The sequence below is a fragment of the Pseudomonas sp. AIG genome (genome assembly GCF_977020205.1).
In genome coordinates this window covers 16,435-33,330 of sequence record NZ_CDROCK010000066.1, presented here as the reverse complement: position 1 = coordinate 33,330, position 16,896 = coordinate 16,435, and the positions used below count along the sequence as shown (strand labels likewise).

15 protein-coding genes are annotated in these 16,896 nt (G+C 60.5%); 8 read left to right on the top strand and 7 right to left on the bottom strand.

Going from position 1 to position 16,896, the window contains the following annotated elements:
* The 5 genes from ACWR1S_RS27685 to ACWR1S_RS27665 all read right to left on the bottom strand — a co-directional run.
* Nucleotides 1–1,118, bottom strand: a 1,118-nt coding sequence (locus tag ACWR1S_RS27685) for a phospholipase D-like domain-containing protein (protein ID WP_454565721.1), incomplete at its 3' end; no start/stop codon positions are given.
* Nucleotide 1,119: 1 nt separating this feature from the next.
* A complete protein-coding gene (locus ACWR1S_RS27680; protein WP_007916295.1) occupies nucleotides 1,120–1,710 on the bottom strand; it encodes a YceI family protein in 591 nt (196 codons plus the stop codon).
* A 181-nt stretch (nucleotides 1,711–1,891) separates the two neighbouring features.
* The gene (locus ACWR1S_RS27675; protein WP_454565720.1) at nucleotides 1,892–2,188 is read right to left on the bottom strand and encodes an amidase; all 297 of its coding nucleotides are present in this window, start codon (nucleotides 2,186–2,188) and stop codon (nucleotides 1,892–1,894) included.
* On the bottom strand, nucleotides 2,185–3,264 hold the full coding sequence (locus tag ACWR1S_RS27670) for a serine hydrolase domain-containing protein (protein ID WP_454565719.1): 1,080 nt from the start codon (nucleotides 3,262–3,264) through the stop codon (nucleotides 2,185–2,187). Before ACWR1S_RS27670 ends, ACWR1S_RS27675 begins: the two co-directional genes overlap by 4 nt.
* Nucleotides 3,265–3,430: 166 nt before the next feature.
* Nucleotides 3,431–4,309 carry an acyl-CoA dehydrogenase gene (locus ACWR1S_RS27665; RefSeq protein WP_454565718.1) on the bottom strand — a complete coding sequence of 293 codons (879 nt, stop codon included), beginning with the start codon at nucleotides 4,307–4,309 and terminating at the stop codon, nucleotides 3,431–3,433.
* A gap of 153 nt (nucleotides 4,310–4,462) precedes the next feature.
* Here ACWR1S_RS27665 and olsB point away from each other — a divergent pair, with 153 nt between their 5' ends.
* Together olsB and ACWR1S_RS27655 are read left to right on the top strand one after the other, a co-directional pair.
* Entirely contained in the window at nucleotides 4,463–5,218 is a 756-nt protein-coding gene (gene olsB / locus ACWR1S_RS27660) for an L-ornithine N(alpha)-acyltransferase (RefSeq protein WP_007916280.1), read from the top strand.
* Entirely contained in the window at nucleotides 5,218–6,012 is a 795-nt protein-coding gene (locus tag ACWR1S_RS27655) for a lysophospholipid acyltransferase family protein (protein WP_454565717.1), read from the top strand. Before olsB ends, ACWR1S_RS27655 begins: the two co-directional genes overlap by 1 nt.
* Before the next feature lie 104 nt (nucleotides 6,013–6,116).
* Here the strand turns inward: ACWR1S_RS27655 and ACWR1S_RS27650 are convergent, their stop codons facing one another.
* Complete coding sequence (locus ACWR1S_RS27650) at nucleotides 6,117–6,701, bottom strand: acyl carrier protein phosphodiesterase (protein WP_454565716.1); 585 nt, start codon at nucleotides 6,699–6,701, stop codon at nucleotides 6,117–6,119.
* Between the two features lie 170 nt (nucleotides 6,702–6,871).
* On the opposite strand from ACWR1S_RS27650, the gene ACWR1S_RS27645 reads away from it, so the two are divergent.
* Genes ACWR1S_RS27645 through ACWR1S_RS27635 form a run of 3 tightly spaced genes read left to right on the top strand, consistent with a single transcriptional unit; the run spans nucleotide 6,872 to nucleotide 9,453 of the window.
* Nucleotides 6,872–7,174: an ArsR/SmtB family transcription factor gene (locus tag ACWR1S_RS27645; RefSeq protein WP_007917068.1), complete on the top strand. Its 303-nt coding sequence runs from the start codon at nucleotides 6,872–6,874 to the stop codon at nucleotides 7,172–7,174.
* Nucleotides 7,175–7,208: 34 nt separating this feature from the next.
* Nucleotides 7,209–8,375: an MFS transporter gene (locus ACWR1S_RS27640; RefSeq protein WP_454565715.1), complete on the top strand. Its 1,167-nt coding sequence runs from the start codon at nucleotides 7,209–7,211 to the stop codon at nucleotides 8,373–8,375.
* A 28-nt stretch (nucleotides 8,376–8,403) separates the two neighbouring features.
* Complete coding sequence (locus ACWR1S_RS27635) at nucleotides 8,404–9,453, top strand: alkene reductase (protein WP_016982805.1); 1,050 nt, start codon at nucleotides 8,404–8,406, stop codon at nucleotides 9,451–9,453.
* Nucleotides 9,454–9,929: 476 nt separating this feature from the next.
* On the opposite strand, the gene emhR is transcribed toward ACWR1S_RS27635, so the two are convergent.
* A complete protein-coding gene (gene emhR / locus ACWR1S_RS27630) occupies nucleotides 9,930–10,562 on the bottom strand; it encodes an efflux system transcriptional repressor EmhR (RefSeq protein WP_007917080.1) in 633 nt (210 codons plus the stop codon).
* 266 nt (nucleotides 10,563–10,828) lie between these two features.
* Between emhR and ACWR1S_RS27625 the strand changes: the two genes are divergently transcribed.
* The 3 genes from ACWR1S_RS27625 to emhC are packed head-to-tail and all read left to right on the top strand — an operon-like array spanning nucleotide 10,829 to nucleotide 16,596.
* Nucleotides 10,829–11,986: an efflux RND transporter periplasmic adaptor subunit gene (locus ACWR1S_RS27625; protein ID WP_454565714.1), complete on the top strand. Its 1,158-nt coding sequence runs from the start codon at nucleotides 10,829–10,831 to the stop codon at nucleotides 11,984–11,986.
* Nucleotides 11,987–11,989: 3 nt separating this feature from the next.
* On the top strand, nucleotides 11,990–15,139 hold the full coding sequence (gene emhB, locus ACWR1S_RS27620; RefSeq protein WP_454565713.1) for an efflux RND transporter permease subunit EmhB: 3,150 nt from the start codon (nucleotides 11,990–11,992) through the stop codon (nucleotides 15,137–15,139).
* Nucleotides 15,136–16,596, top strand: coding sequence for an efflux RND transporter outer membrane subunit EmhC (gene emhC, locus ACWR1S_RS27615; RefSeq protein ID WP_422608405.1), 1,461 nt, complete (start codon nucleotides 15,136–15,138; stop codon nucleotides 16,594–16,596). The genes emhB and emhC overlap by 4 nt, the downstream gene beginning before the upstream one ends.
* Nucleotides 16,597–16,896 lie beyond the last annotated feature (300 nt).

The window sequence follows — 16,896 nt, the reverse complement described above, 5'->3', positions numbered from 1 at the left end:
CCCCCCCCCCCCCCCCCCGCCTCCCCCCGCCGCCACAACGGCCGGCGCTGCCACTCCTCCAGACTCACCTGCTGACTCAGCCCGAAGTCCTTCACAAAACTCGCCTCCACCGCTGCCGTCAACGACGGATCCAGCGCCTCCAGATTCGCCTCCAGATTGAAGCGCAGGTTCCAGTGGTCGAAGTTGCACGAACCGATGCTCACCCAATCGTCCACCAGCACCATTTTCAAATGCAGAAAGCACGGCTGGTATTCGAAGATCTGCACCCCGGCCTTGAGCAGTCGCGGGTAGTAGCGATGCCCGGCGTAACGCACCGACGGGTGATCGGTACGCGGCCCGGTCAGCAGCAGGCGCACGTCGACACCACGCGCCGCCGCCTTGCGCAGGGAGCGGCGGATTTTCCACGTTGGCAGGAAGTACGGTGTGGCCATCCAGATGCGTTTTTGCCCACTGTTCAAAGCGCGGAACAGCGATTGCAGAATGTCGCGATGCTGGCGGGCATCGGCATACGCCACGCGGCCCATGCCCTCGCCCTTGTCCGGCACACGAGGCAAACGCGGCAGACCGAAATGCGCGGCCGGGCGCCAGGCGCGGCGATAGCGGTTGGCAATCCACTGACGATCAAACAGCAATTGCCAGTCGATCACCAACGGGCCGCTGATTTCGACCATCACTTCGTGCCACTCGCTGGTGTCGTGGCCCGGCGTCCAGAACTCATCAGTGACGCCAGTACCGCCGACCACCGCCAGGCGCTGATCGACCAGCAACAATTTGCGGTGATCACGATAGAAATTACCGACCCAGCGCCGCCAGTTCAGCCGATTGTAGAAACGCAGTTCGACACCGGCATGGGTCAGGCGCTGGCGCAGATTGAGGGTGAATGCCAGGCTGCCGTAATCATCGAACAGGCAGCGCACCCGCACGCCACGTTCGGCCGCCAGCACCAGCGCTTGCACGATGGTTTCGGCACAGGCGCCAGCCTCGACCAGATACAGTTCGAGTTCAATCTGCTCCTGCGCGCCAGCAATCTGCTCAAGCATGCGCGGAAAGAATTGCGGGCCGTCGATCAGCAGCTCGAAACGGTTGCCGTCCCGCCACGGAAACACCGCGCCGCGCATGTCAGCGCGCCGTGAAGATCAGCACCGCACCCACCGGCACCGACAGACTGATGGCCGACAGATCGGCGAGTTTGCGCAGGCTTTCCAGCCCCGGCACGAGGTCGAAATCCTCGGCGTTGATCACCAGCGGCTCAAGGGTGACCACTTGAAAGCGTCGGTCATCGAGACGCGTCGCCAGCAACTCGGCAGGATATTCATGTTGTTTGCCGTGCAGGTTAACGGTCAGTGGCAGACGCAACTCCAGCTGCGCGCCGGGGGCCAGATCGTTGATCGGGCGCAGGTCGATCTGGGTGGTGATGGTCGCTTCGGGGAATTGCTCGATCTGGAACAGCTCCTTGCGCATGCGCTCGTCGCGCAGCGGGATGCCGCTGTTGATCGAGTCCAGCTCGACTTCGACTTCGGCGCGACCGTTAGGATCGACCTTGCCATGCAGCACCAGAAAGCGCTGCACTTCGGAGACATTGGCGTTTTTCGTGCTGACGAACGACAGCCGCGACGACTCGCCGTCCAGGTACCAATTGGCCTGCGCCGGCAGCGCGACAGCGGCGAGCAGCAGGCTGGACAGGGTTGCACAGAGGGAGCGGTTGAACATTGAACACTCGTGGGGCCGATAAACCTGCACGAACCTTAACCGCCCCCGCCGTTATTGCAAACTGAAGATCTAACTCTGTAGGAGTGAGCCTGCTCGCGATAGCGCACTTAGATTCGAAGAACATGTTGGAACTGATACCGCCATCGCGAGCAGGCTCACTCCTACAGGGGAACCGCGTACATCAAAGGCTGAGGCGGCAGCCTTGCCGTTCGCTTTGCCACTGGGCGCGATTGCTGCGGCCCATTCCGCTGACGGTGATGGTTTTGCTGGCAGGGTCATCGGTGAACTGGCTGGTCGGCAGCCACTGCTTCACATAACCACGGCAATACTCGGCGTCGTTGTTCATCACATAGCGGCACGAACAATATTCCTTGGCAGTGTAGGCGCTGATGATGTCGGGGAAGGCCCACAGATTTTCGCGCTCGTAGCCGATCCAGCCGAGCAGCAAAACAAGCAGCAACAACAAAAAGCGCTTCATGGCCGCACCGCCTTCAGCACGCGTTTGAGCAGTTCGTTATGGCGGTAGCTGCCATCGCGATCATCGGCGTAGCGCACCATCCGCAGTTTCTCGCTGGGGATCACGTACAGCGCCTGGCCCCAGTGGCCAAGCGCGGCGAAGGTGTCTGGCGGCGCGTCGGGCCACGGTGACTCGGCGCCATCGGCCGGGCGATTGAGCCACCACTGACCGCCGGGCACCGCTTCATCCTGATGAGCCTTGTAGCCGGCGAAGGGCTGCCGATTGAAGTCGACCCAGTCCTTGGGCAGCAATTGCCGATCGTTCCAGCGCCCGTCACGGGCCATCAACAGCCCGACGCGCGCCAGATCCCTTGCCGTCAGGTAAGCGTAAGACGACGCGACAAACGTGCCGCTGGTATCGGTTTCCCAAACGGCGTGGCGAATGCCCAACGGCTCGAACAACGCCGCCCACGGGTAATCCGCATAACGCTGCGGGCCGACGATATTTTTCAACGCGGCCGCGAGCAGGTTGCTGTCGCCGCTGGAATAGCGGAACGCCTGCCCGGGAGCGGCGTAGCTGTCGTGGTTAGCGGTGAACGCGGCCATGTCGCGATGACCACGGGTGTAAAGCATCGCCACCACCGAGGATTTCAGTGGGGCGTATTCGTAGTATTCCTGCCAGTCGATGCCGGAGGCCCAGTGCAGCAGGTCGGCGATTTTTATGGTCGGGTGTTGTTTCAGTGGCGGGTAAAACTGCACGGCCGGATCTTCGAGTTTGAACAGGCCTTCGCCGTACGCCACGCCGAGGACGGTGGCCATCAGGCTTTTGCTGATTGACCAGGTCAGGTGCGGGGTGTGCTCGGTGGTCGGGCCGGCGTAGCGTTCGTAGAGGATCTGGCCGTCGCGGATGATCAGCAGGGCATCGGTGCGGAGGCCTTGGCGGGTGTTGTCATCGCGGGGTGGGAAAGCGTAATTCTCCAGCGCCTCGACGGCCGGACCGGTGACCTTCGGGCCGGTTGACCATTGTTCAGCGGGCCATTGTTCGGCGTGGACGGTGAAGCTGATCAGCAGCAGAAACAGCGACAGGCCTTTGTACATGATGAGGGCTCTGGGAATGAACCTGGTGAGACTAGTTGGGGTTGATGACAAGTATGCGGTGTTATTTAGATTGCTATCGCGAGCAGGCTCACTCCTACAGGGGATCGCATTTCAATTGAAGAAACTCGATCAACTGTAGGAGTGAGCCTGCTCGCGATGAGGCCCTTCAGCCCGCAGCCAAAGCCTTGGCCAGACGCTTTGCCCGAGCGCCGGAGGCCAACTGCATCACGCCTTGATCGCGTTGCCACATCTGCGCCCATTCTGCCGGCCCGTCAGCCAAGGCCTGACTCACCTCCCCCTCCAGCGCCTCAAACTGCGCAAACAACCCAGCCAACAACACATGCCCGGCCGGATTGTTCGGTGGCTGCCGGCTCGCCTCCGCGCACCCGGCCAACAATGCCAGCAAGCGCAATTGCAGCGCCTGCGGCCAGTCACTGTCCTGCCCGACGCCATACAGCCAAGCGGTCATCGCGCTCAATACATAGACGTCCTCAAGCGTACGGAACGGTTTGACGTAGGCGTCCCAACCATCGCCGGCCAACAACTCGCATAACGCGTTATCAAGCTGCAGCCGACCATGACTGATGTCCGGCATCAACGGCAGCGCCGGCAGTTTTTCCACGGTCACACCGGGCTCGCCGGGATACACCACCGCCAGACTCAAACGTGGCGTCTCACCTGGGTCTTCACTGCGCGCAGCAATCAACAACCAGTCAGCAGCATCGCCGGCGGTGACGAAATCCTTGCGCCCGCTCAGGCGCAATTCACTCAGCCGCGTCTGCATGTCCGCCGGACGCAAACTGCGCTGTTCGGTCGCACACAAAGCGCCAAGGCTCAGCGGTGCACTCGGCCACAACATGCGCAATGCCGCTTGGTATCCGACCAGAAACGCCAACCCTGGCGTCGCCATCCGCCGCCCGCCCGCGACCGCCAATTCGAACGGGGTGACGTTGCCCAACAGATGCAACAACGCCGCAAAACCCTCGGCCAGGTCAGCAACGGCGGGCAATCGTTCACGGCTGTGCAGCAGATCTGGCCAGGGCATAAGAGGCTCCTCGTGGGCTGTCATATAAGCATCACCGAACGTTCATGGCGATGACACCGGGGCTACATAGCCTGACTTTGCACAACACAGCGGCATAAAGAAAGTCGATCGGCTGCAACCCACGACGGGTTAAAGGCCCGTACGGAGATTCACATGACTCAGATCGCCCGCATCAGCGACACCGGCAATGAACGCCGCCTGCAAGCCGAACGCCTGATCGGCGCCGAGGCCTTGCAGCAAGCCCAGGCCTTGCGTTTCAACGTCTTCAGCGGCGAGTTCAACGCCAAGCTGAAAGGCGCGGAACTGGGTCTGGACATGGATGATTATGATGTTCACTGCAGCCACATCGGCGTGCGTGACTTGAACACCGGCCGTTTGGTCGCGACCACGCGTTTGCTCGATCACACCGCCGCCAGCAGCCTCGGCAAGTTCTACAGTGAAGAAGAATTCAGCCTGCACGGCCTCGCGCACCTGCAAGGCCCGATCCTCGAAATCGGCCGCACCTGCGTCGACCCGGCGTACCGCAACGGCGGCACCATCGCGGTGTTGTGGGGCGAGTTGGCGGAAGTATTGAATCAGGGCGGCTACAGCTATCTGATGGGTTGCGCGAGCATCCCGATGCAGGACGGCGGCATTCAGGCCCACGCGATCATGCAGCGCCTGCGCGAACGTTATCTGTGCACCGAACACCTGCGCGCCGAGCCGAAAAATCCACTGCCGACGCTGGATATTCCGTCCAACGTGATCGCCGAAATGCCGCCACTGCTCAAGGCCTACATGCGCCTGGGCGCGAAGATTTGCGGCGAACCATGCTGGGACGAAGATTTCCAGGTCGCCGACGTGTTTATCCTGCTCAAACGCGACGAACTCTGCCCGCGCTATGCCAAGCACTTCAAGGCGGCCGTGTAATGAGCCGGTTGCGGGTGTACGCGCGGATCGCGCGGGTGCTGCTGGTGGTGTCGCTGGGCCTGACCATGGCCAGCGTCTTCGGCGTATTCGAACGAATTGGTTTGGCACATTCGATGGAGCGGCGTCAGCGCTGGTCGCGCTTCTTCATGGCGCGCCTGAGCAACGCCCTGCCCTTTCGCGTGACGGTGCACGGTGAGCTGCCGAAGCAGCCAATGCTGTGGGTCAGCAACCATGTGTCGTGGACGGATATTCCATTGCTCGGCATGCTCACGCCGCTGTCGTTTCTGTCCAAGGCCGAAGTGCGCACCTGGCCGGTGGCCGGTTGGCTCGCGGCAAAGGCTGGCAGCCTGTTCATCCGTCGCGGTTCGGGCGACAGCCAGTTGATTCGCAAGCAGATGACTCGTCACTTGCAGACCGATCATGCGTTGCTGATGTTTCCGGAAGGCACCACCACCGATGGTCGTTCGCTGCGTACCTTTCATGGTCGCTTACTGGCGGCGGCGATTGATTCCGAAGTGATGCTGCAACCGGTGGCGATCCGTTATCTGCGCGATGGCGAAATCGATGCGCTGGCGCCGTTTATTGGTGACGACGATCTGCTCTCGCACCTGATGCGTTTGTTCAGCAATGACTGCGGCAATGTCGAAGTGCACCTGCTCAAGCCGATTGCCTGTCAGGGGCGTGAGCGTGCGGCGCTGGCGTTTGAAGCGCAGCAGGCGGTGCAGAAGGCGTTGTTTGGCGAAGTGGCGAAACCGGCCGAACCGCGTCGCGCCGGCGAATTGATTGCCGCCTGAAAACACAAATCCCCTGTAGGAGTGAGCCTGCTCGCGATAGCGGTGTGTCAGTCAATACTAATGTCGACTGACACACCGCTATCGCGAGCAGGCTCACTCCTACATTAGATTTTCTGTGTATGGGGGGATTGGGCGAAGTCCTGGAGTTGTGGGTAGAACAAGCGGAAGTCGTCACTCAGCGGCTCATACAACCGCCGCAATTCCTGCATCGCCCCCGCCAATTCTTCCGGCCGGGTCAGTCGCCGCGAGATCCCGCGCAACACCTGCTCCAGCACTTCAAACTCCTGATAGGAACCCAACCAGTCATTGGCAACCATGTGCGGGGCGATCTTCGCCAGCCGTTCGGGCAATTGCGGTTCACGGGACAGCACTCGATACACATCAGCGGTGAAAACCTCCAGTGGCTGATCGGCATACAGCGTCCAGTCCCGCGCCAGGCAATGATCGAAAAACACATCCAGCACGATCCCGGCATAACGTCGGCGCGTGTCGGAAAAGCGCCCCAAGGCGATGTCCACCAACGGATGGCGGTCAGTGAACACGTCAATCCGTCGATGCAGTTGAATGGCCGCTTCCACCTCCGGCGCAAACTGCCCTTGCAGCCGGCCTTTGACGAAATCGCCATACAGACTGCCGAGCAGTTGCCCGGGGCGCTGGCCACCGAGGTGTAAATGTGCGAGATAGTTCATGGGCGCAGCTTAGCACTGCGGCCCATAAGCCATACACCCACGTATCGTTATAACGCGATATACCAATTTATGCTGACGTCAGATCAAAATCATATTGGTGTATCGCGATCTAACGATTTATATTTCGCTACATCGCGATATAGCGTTGTACACATTGTGAGCACCCTGCCATGAACCTCGACCTCGACGAAATAATAAAAGCCCTGGCGCACCCAGTACGGCGAGACATCCTCAACTGGCTGAAAGACCCGAAGAACGAATTTCCGGAACAGTTGCACAACCACGAGTACGGCATCTGCGCCGGGCAGATCGATCAACGCTGCGGCCTGTCGCAGTCGACTGTTTCTGCGCACCTCGCGACGTTGCAACGCGCCGGTCTGATCAGCAGCCAGAAGGCCGGTCAGTGGCATTTTTTCAAACGTAACGAGGACGTGATCCAGGCGTTCCTCAGCACCCTCAGTAAAGAGCTCTGACCCTTAACGTCAGCCAGCCGACAAGGAAACCTGCATGCCCCTCTCGCTACTCATCCTCGCCTTGAGCGCCTTCGCCATCGGCACCACCGAATTCGTCATCATGGGCCTGCTGCCTAATGTGGCGGCCGACCTCGGTGTGTCGATCCCCGGCGCCGGCTGGCTGGTGACCGGTTACGCCCTAGGCGTGGCCATCGGTGCGCCGTTCATGGCGCTGGCCACCGCCAAACTGCCGCGTAAAGCAGCGCTGGTCGCGTTGATGGGCATTTTTATTGTCGGCAACCTGCTCTGTGCGATTGCCAGTGATTACAACGTGCTGATGTTTGCCCGTGTGATCACCGCGCTGTGTCACGGTGCCTTCTTCGGCATCGGCTCGGTGGTGGCGGCCAATCTGGTGCCAGCCAACAAGCGTGCTTCGGCGGTGGCTTTGATGTTCACCGGCCTGACCCTGGCTAACGTGCTCGGCGTGCCGCTGGGCACTGCGCTGGGTCAGCAATACGGCTGGCGTTCGACCTTCTGGGCCGTCACCGTCATTGGTGTGATTGCGCTGATCGGCCTGATCCGCTTCCTCCCTGCCAAGCGTGACGAAGAAAAACTCGACATGCGCGCCGAACTCGCCGCCCTCAAAGGTGCCGGGATCTGGCTGTCGCTGAGCATGACCGCGCTGTTCGCCGCTTCGGTATTCACCCTGTTCACCTACGTCGCCCCACTGCTCGGCGAAGTCACCGGCGTGTCGCCACGTGGCGTGACCTGGACGCTGATGCTGATCGGCCTGGGCCTGACGGTCGGCAACATCATCGGCGGCAAACTCGCCGACAAAGGCATGGCCGCGACGCTGATCGGCGTGTTCATCGCCATGGCCGTGGTTTCCACGGTACTGACCTGGACCAGCGTCGCGCTGATCCCGACCGAAATCACCCTGTTCCTCTGGGCCACCGCGTGTTTCGCCGCCGTACCGGCGCTGCAAGTCAACGTGGTGACCTTCGGCAAAGCCGCACCGAATCTGGTGTCGACCCTGAACATCGGCGCCTTCAACGTCGGCAACGCCCTCGGCGCCTGGGTCGGCGGCAGCGTCATCGCCCACGGCTACGGCCTGACCAGTGTGCCGCTCGCAGCCGCCGCCCTGGCAGTGCTCGCCCTGCTGGTGACCCTGATCACTTTCCGTCAGAACGGCAATGCCGATCTGGCCCCGGCAACTAACTGATTACTTTCCACTTACGAGGGTTGTAGACATGGCAACTATTTTTGATCCGATCAAACTGGGCGACATCGAGTTGGCCAACCGCATCATCATGGCCCCGCTGACCCGCTGCCGCGCCGACGAAGGCCGCGTGCCAAACGCGCTGATGGCTGAATATTATGTACAACGCGCTTCCGCCGGCCTGATCCTCAGCGAAGCCACGTCGGTGACGCCAATGGGTGTTGGCTACCCGGACACCCCGGGCATCTGGTCCAACGATCAAGTGCGTGGCTGGGCCAACGTCACCAAAGCCATTCACGGCGCTGGCGGCAAGATCTTCCTGCAACTGTGGCATGTTGGCCGGGTTTCCCACCCGTCGTACCTCAACGGTGAAGCACCGGTGGCACCGAGCGCGATCCAGCCTAAAGGTCACGTCAGCCTGGTGCGTCCGCTGGCCGACTACCCAACCCCGCGCGCTCTGGAAACCGCTGAAATCGCCGACATCGTCGACGCTTACCGCACAGGTGCCGAGAACGCCAAAGCCGCCGGTTTCGACGGTGTGGAAATCCACGGCGCCAACGGTTACCTGCTCGACCAGTTCCTGCAAAGCAGCACCAACCAGCGCACCGACAACTACGGTGGCTCGCTGGAAAACCGTGCGCGTCTGCTGCTGGAAGTGACTGACGCCGCGATCGAAGTGTGGGGCGCTGGCCGTGTCGGTGTGCACTTGGCACCGCGCGCCGACTCCCATGACATGGGTGACGACAATCTTGCGGAAACCTTCACTTACGTGGCTCGTGAACTGGGCAAGCGCGGCATCGCGTTCATCTGCTCCCGTGAGAAAGAAGGCGCCGACAGTCTCGGCCCGCAATTGAAAGAAGCTTTCGGTGGCCCGTACATTGCCAACGAGAAGTTCACCAAAGACAGCGCCAATGAATGGCTGGCCAGCGGCAAGGCTGACGCGGTGGCGTTTGGTGTGCCGTTCATTGCCAACCCGGATCTGCCGGCTCGTTTGAAGACGGATGCGCCGCTTAATGATGCGCACCCGGAAACCTTCTACGGCAAAGGCCCGGTCGGTTATATCGACTATCCAGCGCTGTAAGTAGCAGAAACACAAAGCCCCCGACTTGTGAGAGTCGGGGGCTTTTTTGTGTTCGCCGGGAGATTGATTGCGCTTTTTAGTACGCAGCCCCTCACCCCAGCCCTCTCCCAAGGGAGAGGGGGCCGATCTGTGTGCTTTTCAAATCTGGAGTTCGACCTGATATCTCAGGTCGGCGTATCTCGAACGATCACCTCGGTCAGTCCCCCCTACCTCTGGGAGAGGGGGCAGATCGGGGAATGTTCGAAACCTGAGTTCGACTGGATTTTTCAGGTCGGCGTATCTCGCAAGAACACCTCGGTCAGTCCCCTCTCCCTCTGGGAGAGGGCTAGGGTGAGGGCAAGCGGCTCACACTCATTCACACAGAAGACACAAATTCCCTACAAAATGCCTGGCTCGCTACGTTTAAACTCCCCCCGCTGCGAAGCTATATAAAAGCAGGCCAATTGACATAAGCTGTGCCAATTACGCATTTTGTTTCATTTGCGCAGGCTGGGGCTCAGGCGCAGCATATCCAACCCTGTATCGACCCAACGCTCGGCCTCGGCATGCAGCTCAAAGCTATCCGGCGCCAGAAGCCATCCATACAGAAGGCCATCGATATAGCTGTGAATGCTGATGGCCGCGCGGGCGGTGTCGAGATCTTCCGGCAACTGGCCGCGATTGACCGCATTACGCAACGTCAGAGCGATGCGCTCGTTGCAATCGAGGCTGACGTCCCGGCGCTGCTGACGCAGATCGCACATTTCATCGGTGAACTCGCACTTATGAAACAGAATTTCGTTGATACGCCGGGTTTTCGGGTCCAGCGCAACTTGATGAAACAAATGAATCAGCAGTTGGCGCATGCAGCCCAGCGGATCGAGCTCGTCTTCACTTTCGCTGGCTCTGGCCAGTTCATCCAGCGGCTCACGCAACGAATCGAGCATCGCCTGCACCAGGTCGGCCTTGTTGCTGAAATGCCAGTAAATGGCACCGCGCGTGACGCCGGCCAGGGCTGCGATATCCGCCAGGGTCGTGCGCGCAACGCCCCTTTCATAAAAGGCTTTCTCCGCCGCTTCCAGAATCTGGCTACGGGTTTCCTGAGCTTCCTCTTTGGTACGACGGACCATGACAGTAAAACCTCAAACAGGATGTTTCAGGGATGGCTGAATATCCGCTGAATAAAGAGGGGGCGATCTCTCACGGATCAGCTCCCCGGCCTACAATTTCAAACCTTGCAACGACTTTTGTAACGGGCTGGGTACGCGGCAAAGGTATTTACAAACAACCATGAACGTAAGTATATTCCTTAGCAAGCTACTTATCCACCCGGTATCCTTTTTTTACCCTTACACACTTCTTGTGCGCTCTTTGCGCGCCTGACCCGAGGATCTTCATGCAATTCAAGCCAGCTGTTACCGCTCTGGTCACTGCCGTCGCCCTGGCATCGCTGCTCAGCGGATGTAAAAAGGAAGAAGCGGCACCGGCCGCTCCACCGCCTCAGGTCGGCGTCGTCACCCTGCAACCACAAGCCTTTACCCTCACCTCCGAACTGCCGGGCCGCACCAGTGCGTTCCGCATCGCGGAAGTTCGACCGCAGGTCAACGGCATCATTCTCAAGCGTCTGTTCAAGGAAGGCGGCGATGTCAAAGCCGGCCAGCAGCTGTATCAGATCGATCCGTCGGTCTATGAAGCGACCCTGAAAAGCGCCGAAGCCAATCTGCGTTCGACCAAGTCGATCTCCGACCGCTACAAGCAACTGGTCGACGAGCAGGCCGTGAGCCGCCAGGAATACGACACCGCCGTGTCCAACCGCATGGAATCTGAAGCGTCGCTGCAGAGCGCGCAGATCAACGTGCGTTACACCAAGGTTTACGCGCCGATCTCCGGTCGCATCGGTCGTTCTTCGGTGACCGAAGGCGCACTGGTCAGCAATGGCCAGACCGACGCGATGGCGACGATCCAGCAACTGGACCCGATCTACGTCGACGTCACCCAGTCCTCGGTTGAACTGCTGGAACTGCGTCGTGAGCTGGAAAGCGGTCGCCTGCAGAAATCCGGCGAAAACTCGGCAGCGGTCAAACTGACTCTGGAAGACGGCAGTCAGTACAAGCTCGACGGTAAGCTGGAATTCTCCGAAGTCACGGTCGACCCGACTACCGGTTCCGTAACCCTGCGCGCAGTATTCCCGAACCCGGATCACACCCTGCTGCCGGGCATGTTCGTTCGCGCCCAGCTGCAGGCCGGCGTCAACGCTGCGGCCATTCTGGCGCCGCAACAAGGCGTGACCCGCGACCTCAAAGGCACCCCGACCGCACTGGTCGTCGGCGCCGACAACAAGGTCGAACTGCGTCAGCTCAAGGCCAGCCGCACCGTCGGCAGCCAGTGGCTGATCGAAGACGGCCTGAAGGCCGGCGATCGCCTGATCACCGAAGGCCTGCAATACGTTCGTCCGGGCGTACAAGTGAACCCGACCGAAGCCACCAACGTAGCGAAAAAGAACCCGGCCCCCGCTCAGCCTGCTGACAAAGCCGCTGGCGGCAAAGGGGAGTAACTCATGTCAAAATTCTTCATCGACCGTCCGATTTTCGCCTGGGTAATTGCCTTGGTGATCATGCTGGTCGGGGCACTTTCGATTCTGAAATTGCCGATCAACCAGTACCCGAGCATTGCGCCGCCGGCCATTGCGATCTCCGTGACCTACCCGGGCGCTTCGGCGCAAACCGTGCAGGACACCGTGGTCCAAGTGATCGAGCAGCAACTCAACGGTATCGACAACCTGCGTTATGTGTCCTCGGAAAGTAACTCCGACGGCAGCATGACCATCACCGCGACCTTCGAGCAAGGCACCAACTCCGACACCGCGCAGGTACAGGTTCAGAACAAGCTGAACCTGGCCACCCCGCTGTTGCCGCAGGAAGTGCAGCAACAAGGTATCCGCGTGACCAAGGCAGTGAAAAACTTCCTCTTGGTCATCGGCGTGGTATCGCGTGACGGCAGCATGACCAAGGACGACTTGTCCAACTACATCGTGTCGAACATGCAGGATCCGATCTCGCGGACCGCCGGTGTCGGTGACTTCCAGGTCTTCGGTGCCCAGTACGCGATGCGCATCTGGCTCGACCCGGCCAAGCTGAACAAGTACAACCTGACCCCGGCTGATGTCAGCTCCGCCATCTCGGCGCAGAACGTCCAGGTGTCGTCCGGTCAGCTCGGCGGTTTGCCGGCGCTGCCAGGCCAGCAACTGAACGCGACAATCATCGGCAAGACCCGTCTGCAGACCGCCGAGCAGTTCAAGGCGATTCTGCTCAAGGTCAATCAGGACGGCTCGCAAGTGCGCGTCGGTGATGTGGCCGATGTCGGTCTGGGCGGTGAGAACTCGACCATTTCGGCACAGTTCAACGGCAAGCCATCGTCCGGTCTGGCGGTGAAACTGGCCAACGGTGCCAACGCCCTCGACACCGCCAAAGCCCTGCGCAAGACGATTGACGAGCTCAAGCCGTTCTTCCCGCAAGGCATGGAAGTGGTGTTCCCGTACGACACCACCCCGGTGGTAACCGAATCGATCAAGGGTGTGGTTGAAACCCTGGTCGAAGCAATCGTGCTGGTGTTCCTGGTGATGTTCCTGTTCCTGCAGAACTTCCGCGCCACCGTCATCACCACGATGACCGTGCCGGTGGTATTGCTCGGTACGTTCGGCATCCTCGCGGCGTTCGGTTTCAGCATCAACACCCTGACCATGTTCGGTATGGTGCTGGCCATCGGCTTGCTGGTGGACGACGCCATCGTCGTGGTGGAAAACGTCGAGCGGGTGATGAGCGAAGAAGGCTTGTCACCGAAGGAGGCGACCAAGAAGTCCATGGGCCAGATCCAGGGCGCACTGGTCGGTATTGCCCTGGTTCTGTCGGCGGTACTGTTGCCGATGGCGTTCTTCAGCGGTTCCACCGGTGTGATCTACAAGCAGTTCTCGATCACCATCGTTTCGGCCATGGCCCTGTCGGTACTGGTCGCGCTGATCTTCACCCCGGCGCTCTGCGCAACCATGCTCAAGGCGATTCCGAAAGGCGAGCATGGCACGCCGAAAAAAGGCTTCTTCGGCTGGTTCAACCGTAACTTCGACCGTGGCGTTCGCAGCTACGAGCGCGGCGTTGGCAACATGCTGTCGCGCAAAGCCCCGTATCTGCTGGCGTATCTGCTGATCGTTGTTGGCATGATCTGGCTGTTCACCCGTATTCCGACCGCGTTCCTGCCGGAAGAAGACCAGGGCGTACTGTTCGCCCAGGTGCAAACCCCGGCCGGTTCCAGTGCCGAACGTACGCAAGTCGTGATCGACGAAATGCGTTCCTACCTGCTGGAGAAAGAATCCGGCGCGGTCGCCTCGGTGTTCACCGTGAACGGCTTCAACTTCGCCGGTCGCGGTCAGAGCTCGGGTCTGGCGTTCATCATGCTCAAACCGTGGGACGAGCGTGACGCGAGCAACAGCGTGTTCGCCCTCGCTCAGCGTGCGCAGCAACACTTCTTCAGCTTCCGCGACGCGATGGTGTTTGCTTTCGCCCCGCCAGCGGTACTGGAATTGGGTAACGCCACCGGTTTCGACGTGTTCCTGCAGGACCGTGCCGGTATCGGTCACGAAAAACTGATGGAAGCGCGCAACCAGTTCCTCGGTCTGGCAGCGCAGAGCAAGGTGCTCTATCAGGTGCGTCCGAACGGCTTGAACGATGAGCCGCAATACCACCTGGAAATCGACGATCAGAAGGCCCAGGCCCTCGGCGTGAGCATTGCCGACATCAACAGCACCCTGTCGATCTCCTTCGGTAGTAGCTACGTCAACGACTTCATCGACCGTGGTCGGGTGAAGAAGGTGTACGTGCAAGGTCAGGCCGGTGCTCGCATGAGCCCTGAAGACTTGAAGAAGTGGTACGTGCGCAACAGCGCCGGGACCATGGTGCCGTTCTCCGCGTTCGCCAAGGGCGAGTGGATCTACGGATCGCCGAAACTGGCACGTTACAACGGTGTAGAAGCGATGGAGATCCTCGGTTCTCCGGCGCCGGGTTACTCCACCGGTGATGCGATGGCCGAAGTCGAAGCGATTGCCAAGAAGCTGCCGGCCGGTGTCGGTATCTCCTGGACGGGCCTGTCTTATGAGGAACGTCTGTCCGGCTCGCAAGCGCCGGCGCTGTACGCCCTGTCGCTGCTGATGGTGTTCCTGTGTCTGGCGGCGCTGTACGAGAGCTGGTCGATTCCGATCGCGGTTATGCTCGTGGTACCGCTGGGGATCATCGGTGCCTTGCTGGCCACCAGCCTGCGCGGTCTGTCCAACGACGTGTACTTCCAGGTAGGTCTGTTGACGACCATCGGTCTGGCAGCTAAAAACGCCATTCTGATCGTCGAGTTCGCCAAGGAACTGCATGAACAGGGACGCAGCCTGCGTGACGCGGCGATCGAAGCCTGCCGTATGCGTCTGCGACCGATCATCATGACCTCGCTGGCCTTCGTCCTCGGTGTTGTACCGTTGGCGATCTCCACGGGCGCCGGTTCAGGCAGTCAACATGCGATCGGTACGGGCGTGATTGGCGGTATGCTCACGGCCACGATCCTGGCGATCTTCTGGGTCCCACTGTTCTTCGTTACGGTTTCGTCCATCGGCCAGCGTAAGATCGCTGACGAGGATGAAGCTACTGAAACTCCTAAAGAGGCTGGCCAATGAGCAAGTCGCTACTCTCCATCGCAGTCGCCGCCTTCGTGCTGAGCGGTTGCTCGCTGATACCTGACTATCAGCAGCCTGAGGCTCCGGTCGCAGGTCAGTACCCGCAGGGGCCGGCGTATTCGCCGGCCCAGGCACCGGCGCAGGCCGCTGCCGAGCAAGGCTGGAAGCAGTTTTTCCATGATCCGGCGCTGCAACAGCTGATCCAGGTCTCCCTGGAAAACAACCGCGACCTGCGCGTCGCGGCGCTGAACATCGACGCCTATGCGGCTCAATACCGCATCCAGCGTGCCGATCTGTTCCCGGCGGTTTCGGCCAATGCCAGCGGCAGCCGTCAGCGGGTTCCGGCCCGTGCCTCGCAGACCGGTGAAGCAGGCATCACCAGCTCCTACTCGGCCACTGTCGGCATCAGCGCCTACGAACTCGACCTGTTCGGTCGCGTTCGCAGCCTGAGCGAACAAGCGCTGCAACAATACTTCGCCACTGAAGAAGCGCGCCGCAGCACCCAGATCAGTCTGGTCGCCAGCGTCGCCAATGCTTACCTGACCTGGCAAGCGGACAAGGAACTGCTCAAGCTGACCCAAGACACCCTCGGTGCCTTCGAAGAAAGCTACAAGCTGACCAGCCGCAGCAACGAAGTCGGTGTGGCTTCGGCACTGGACCTGGCGCAGTCGCGCACTTCGGTCGAAAACGCTCGTGCACAACTGGCGCGTTACACCCGCCAGGTGGCACAGGACGAGAACAGCCTGACCCTGCTGCTCGGCACCGGTATCCCGGCCAATCTGCAAGCGGCCAAACCGCTGTCGGATGACCTGCTCAGCGACGTACCGGCCGGTCTGCCTTCGGACCTGCTGCAACGTCGTCCGGACATTCTGCAAGCCGAGTACAACCTGAAAGCGGCCAACGCCAACATCGGCGCGGCCCGTGCCGCGTTCTTCCCGAGCATCAGCCTGACCGCCAACGCGGGCAGCCTGAGCCCGGACCTGTCCGGCCTGTTCAAGGGTGGTTCGGGGACGTGGCTGTTCCAGCCGCAGATCAACCTGCCGATCTTCAACGCCGGCAGCCTGCGCGCCAGCCTCGACGCCGCCAAGATCCAGAAGGACATTGGCGTGGCGAACTACGAGAAGTCCATTCAAACGGCCTTCCAGGAAGTCGCCGACGGCCTGGCCGCACGCCAGACCTACACCGAGCAGTTGCAAGCGCAGCGTGACTTCGTGCAGGCCAACCAGGATTACTACCGCCTGGCCGAACGTCGCTACCGCATCGGCGTCGACAGCAACCTGACCTTCCTCGATGCCCAGCGTCAGCTGTTCAGCGCGCAACAAGCGCTGATCACCGACCGCCTCGCGCAGCTGACCAGTGCGGTCAACCTGTACAAGGCCCTGGGCGGTGGCTGGAATGCGCAAACCGCGCAGAACGAACCGCTGAAAGAAGAAGCGCCGAAGATGAAGCTGTTCTGATCATCGGCTGAATACAAGGAGCCCACCGATTGGTGGGCTTTTTGTTGCCTGGCAGAAAGGTGTGTTGTCTGGGCTGGCCCCTTCGCGAGCAAGCTCGCTCCCACAGGGGAACGCCTACCAAATGTGGGAGCGAGCCTGCTCGCGAAGAGGCCCTCACAGACACCATAAAATCCAACTTAATCTTGCGTTCGATAATCGCCCAGAACCCGCTTTTACCAATTGAATCAATACATCCGCGCCCCGCACCATTCGCTCCACAAAACCAATAACAACAGGTTCGACACCATGCTCCCGCGCCCT

What these genes read in the sequence shown, in the direction of transcription:
- emhB (WP_454565713.1), top strand. Translation starts at nt 11,990, where the DNA reads ATGTCAAAATTCTTCATCGACCGTCCGATTTTCGCCTGGGTAATTGCC.
- ACWR1S_RS27655 (WP_454565717.1), top strand. Translation starts at nt 5,218, where the DNA reads ATGAGCCGGTTGCGGGTGTACGCGCGGATCGCGCGGGTGCTGCTGGTG.
- ACWR1S_RS27670 (WP_454565719.1), bottom strand. Translation starts at nt 3,264, where the DNA reads ATGTACAAAGGCCTGTCGCTGTTTCTGCTGCTGATCAGCTTCACCGTC.
- ACWR1S_RS27625 (WP_454565714.1), top strand. Translation starts at nt 10,829, where the DNA reads ATGCAATTCAAGCCAGCTGTTACCGCTCTGGTCACTGCCGTCGCCCTG.
- ACWR1S_RS27640 (WP_454565715.1), top strand. Translation starts at nt 7,209, where the DNA reads ATGCCCCTCTCGCTACTCATCCTCGCCTTGAGCGCCTTCGCCATCGGC.
- ACWR1S_RS27645 (WP_007917068.1), top strand. Translation starts at nt 6,872, where the DNA reads ATGAACCTCGACCTCGACGAAATAATAAAAGCCCTGGCGCACCCAGTA.
- ACWR1S_RS27675 (WP_454565720.1), bottom strand. Translation starts at nt 2,188, where the DNA reads ATGAAGCGCTTTTTGTTGTTGCTGCTTGTTTTGCTGCTCGGCTGGATC.
- olsB (WP_007916280.1), top strand. Translation starts at nt 4,463, where the DNA reads ATGACTCAGATCGCCCGCATCAGCGACACCGGCAATGAACGCCGCCTG.
- ACWR1S_RS27665 (WP_454565718.1), bottom strand. Translation starts at nt 4,309, where the DNA reads ATGCCCTGGCCAGATCTGCTGCACAGCCGTGAACGATTGCCCGCCGTT.
- ACWR1S_RS27680 (WP_007916295.1), bottom strand. Translation starts at nt 1,710, where the DNA reads ATGTTCAACCGCTCCCTCTGTGCAACCCTGTCCAGCCTGCTGCTCGCC.
- ACWR1S_RS27635 (WP_016982805.1), top strand. Translation starts at nt 8,404, where the DNA reads ATGGCAACTATTTTTGATCCGATCAAACTGGGCGACATCGAGTTGGCC.
- ACWR1S_RS27650 (WP_454565716.1), bottom strand. Translation starts at nt 6,701, where the DNA reads ATGAACTATCTCGCACATTTACACCTCGGTGGCCAGCGCCCCGGGCAA.
- emhR (WP_007917080.1), bottom strand. Translation starts at nt 10,562, where the DNA reads ATGGTCCGTCGTACCAAAGAGGAAGCTCAGGAAACCCGTAGCCAGATT.
- emhC (WP_422608405.1), top strand. Translation starts at nt 15,136, where the DNA reads ATGAGCAAGTCGCTACTCTCCATCGCAGTCGCCGCCTTCGTGCTGAGC.